Origin of the sequence: Mycobacterium sp., from assembly GCF_049280035.1 — a bacterium.
Taxonomy (GTDB): domain Bacteria; phylum Actinomycetota; class Actinomycetes; order Mycobacteriales; family Mycobacteriaceae; genus Mycobacterium.
On sequence record NZ_JBAPPI010000498.1, the window covers coordinates 1 to 2,397 of the forward strand.

The 2,397-nt window shown below is 62.3% G+C and carries 4 protein-coding genes; all 4 read right to left on the bottom strand.

Features of this window, described 5'->3' with window-relative positions:
- A partial coding sequence (locus WAN71_RS16155; protein WP_422226299.1) for a F0F1 ATP synthase subunit C occupies positions 1 to 214 on the bottom strand: 214 nt, incomplete at its 3' end.
- Between the two features lie 75 nt (positions 215 to 289).
- A complete protein-coding gene (gene atpB / locus WAN71_RS16160; RefSeq protein ID WP_422226300.1) occupies positions 290 to 1,075 on the bottom strand; it encodes a F0F1 ATP synthase subunit A in 786 nt (261 codons plus the stop codon).
- Positions 1,068 to 1,517, bottom strand: a complete 450-nt coding sequence (locus WAN71_RS16165) for an ATP synthase subunit I (RefSeq protein ID WP_422226301.1) — start codon at positions 1,515 to 1,517, stop codon at positions 1,068 to 1,070. The genes atpB and WAN71_RS16165 overlap by 8 nt, the downstream gene beginning before the upstream one ends.
- Before the next feature lie 223 nt (positions 1,518 to 1,740).
- A partial coding sequence (locus WAN71_RS16170; RefSeq protein WP_422226302.1) for an MraY family glycosyltransferase occupies positions 1,741 to 2,397 on the bottom strand: 657 nt, incomplete at its 5' end.

The following is a 2,397-nucleotide window of genomic DNA, read 5'->3' on the forward strand; positions in this document are numbered from 1 at the left end:
AGGCCAGGTTGATGAAGTAGGCGGCCTCGACCAAACCCACGGTAATAAAGAAGGGCACGAACAGCCGGCCCTGCGCCTCGGGCTGCCGTGCGATACCGGAGATCAGCGCGTTACCGGCGACACCGTCACCGATACCGGCGCCGATCGCGCCCCCGGCCATGATCAGTCCGCCGCCGATAAGGGCGCCGAGGCCAACAAGATTGGGGTCTCCCATTTTTATCCTCCTTGATATTTGGTTAGGGCTCTGTCAGGTCTGCGGTGGTTCGGAAGCCGGGGATTTAAAGCCGTCCTAATGGTGTTCCCCTTCCAGCTCCATCGATTGACTGAAGTACAAGACGGTCAGCAGCGCGAAGATGAACGCCTGGATCGCGCCGACGAAGAGGTCGAATGCCTTCCAGATCGCGTTCGGTGCCCACAAGATGTACCACGGGAAGAGCCCGATCAGCCCGACCAGGATGCCGCCCGCGAACATGTTGCCGAAAAGTCGGAGCGACAGCGAGATCGGCTTGGCGAGTTCCTCAACCACATTGATGGGCGAGAAGATAACCCCGACGACTTTGGGCAGGGTGTCCCACACGTGCCCCTTGAGAATCTTGGCGGGATACCCGACAGGGCCGCTACGCCAGACGCCGGCCAAGTGGTAGCAGAGGAACACGAACAGCGCCAGCGCCAGCACAAAGTTGATGTCCGACGCCGGCGGGGCGAACAGCTCTTTCGGAGCCCCACCCGCCGGGTCGGTGTACTGAACGGGCAGCACTGACAGCCAGTTCGAGATCAGGATGTACACGAAGAGCGTGACGGCCAGCGGCAACACAAAGGGCGCAATTTTCATGCCGATCGCGGATTCGATCTGGTTGCGCATCTGGATGGTGATCGCCTCGAAGAACAACTGCACACCGCCCGGCACGCCCGTGGAGGTGACCTTGGACCGCAAGAAGAATGCCAGCCCGATGACGATGACGGCGGCGAGGGCAGCGGACGCCACGGTGTCGACGTTGACGGTCAGGCCGAGCCACCGCGCGGTCTCGTGATGGCCGACCTCGATGGCGCCATCAGCCAGCAGCATCTCAGTCATCGCTGTTTCCCGTCCCTTCAGCAGCGTCGGCGGCCCCGTTACGCAGCTTCTGCCAGACTGGCAGCGCGGTTGAGGCCACCAGCAAGACCTGAAACAGCGCAAGCCCGAATACCACGCCCAGCCCCTCGGGCCGGAATACGAATGCGACAGTCAGCCCGATGACGGTGATGATCATCAGCCGGCTTGCGGAGTTCATCGCCATTTTCTTCTTCAGCGGATGCGCTTCGGCGGTGATCGCCGCTACCGAGCGCTGCACACCAATGGCGTTGAGCAAACCCAGCAGAAGCCCCACGCCGAAGAACACACCCACCATCGGATGGTGAAGCGAACCCGCGACGGCGACCGCGACGGCGGTCAGCACAACCGAGATGGCGAGGAGACGAATTGGCCGGAACGCAACCGAGGGAAACACCAACGGCGCGTCCTGCGCTGGTGTCGTCACTTCTGCACCTCAGTCCTCGCTAGCGGGGAGTTGCCTGGTTGATCGTTGCGTGGCCCGTTGAGCGTATCGGAGGGCAATCACCGCACTCGCATCACCCAAGGGACAACTCCCCTTTGTCGGTCGTACGTCCGACCAATCGGACGTAATCCGATGGCCGGTGGCCGGCAACCCGCGAGGTTTATTCGGGTTCTACCAGCACCGTACCACATTCCGAGCCACCCTACTACTCCTCGTCGTAGAGGTCGTCACGGCGGCGTAGCAGCGGGATCAACGTGGCGATAACCGCGATGGCGATTGCGCCCAGCATCACCGCTGCGGTATCGCGCGGGTTGAAGAAAATTGTGCTGGCGGCGCCGAAGGCGACTATGCCTACCCACAAATAGATGATCAGCACCACGCGGCGATGCGAATGACCGATCTGCAGCAGCCGATGATGCAAGTGCATTTTGTCGGGGCTGAACGCGCTACGGCCCGCCCGGGTGCGCCGCACGATCGCCAACAATAGGTCGAGCATCGGCACGAACATGACCGCCACGACCAACAGGAACGGCGACAGCAGAGCAAACACGTCGCGGGCGCCGTAAGCGTTCTGCGAAATCGGTCCCGCAGCCGTCGTCGACGCGGCGGCCAACATCAGGCCGATCAGCATTGAACCGGAATCGCCCATGAAGATTTTGGCCGGGTGGAAGTTATGCGGCAAGAAGCCGAGGCAGGCCCCGGCCAGCACCACCGAAATGAGCGCCGGCGGGTAGAAGAGCACGTCACCCCCGTGATCGCGCAGCAAGCCGACCGAAAACATGCAGATGGCCAGCGCGGTGATCAGACCCAGCCCGGCGGCCAGCCCGTCGAGACCATCGACGAAGTTCATCGCGTTGACGAT

Excerpts from the sequence above, each read along its gene's own strand:
- atpB (WP_422226300.1), bottom strand. The coding sequence starts at position 1,075 with ATGACTGAGATGCTGCTGGCTGATGGCGCCATCGAGGTCGGCCATCAC.